The 332-nt window shown below is 71.4% G+C and carries 2 protein-coding genes; both read right to left on the bottom strand.

Annotated features, from left to right (window positions below; translation table 11 throughout):
* Positions 1 to 153, bottom strand: a 153-nt coding sequence (locus tag ACEN88_RS34875) for an FAD-dependent oxidoreductase (RefSeq protein ID WP_413346999.1), incomplete at its 3' end; no start/stop codon positions are given.
* A complete protein-coding gene (locus ACEN88_RS34870; protein ID WP_413346997.1) occupies positions 150 to 311 on the bottom strand; it encodes a 2Fe-2S iron-sulfur cluster-binding protein in 162 nt (53 codons plus the stop codon). The genes ACEN88_RS34870 and ACEN88_RS34875, both read right to left, overlap by 4 nt.
* Positions 312 to 332: the final 21 nt, after the last annotated feature.

The following is a 332-nucleotide window of genomic DNA, read 5'->3' as shown; positions in this document are numbered from 1 at the left end:
GTCGGTCCAGCGCGCGGGGCCGCCGCGCCAGATCTGGCCGCCCGGCGCACGATTGTCGTCGATCAGGCAGATCCTTGCGCCGGCGTCGAGGGCGGTCCGTGCCGCGGACAGTCCCGCTGGACCGCTGCCGACGATGTGCAATACGTTCTTCACCAGTCGCCTCCCGTGTCGATGGTCATGCCGTCCGCGCAGATCGTCCTGCACGCCAGCTGGTTGGCGCAGCCGTCGACGGTCACGCGGCATTCCTGGCACTGGCCGATGCCGCAGAACGCGAACCGGGGCTGCCCCGTGACCGAACGCCGCGTGCGCAGCGACCGGGCGGCGTTCGGTCA

This window comes from Massilia sp. CT11-108 (assembly GCF_047302915.1).
GTDB classification, from domain to species: domain Bacteria; phylum Pseudomonadota; class Gammaproteobacteria; order Burkholderiales; family Burkholderiaceae_D; genus Telluria; species Telluria orientalis.
Note: the sequence above shows the minus strand (reverse complement) of the source record. Positions and strands in the feature narration are given on the sequence as shown.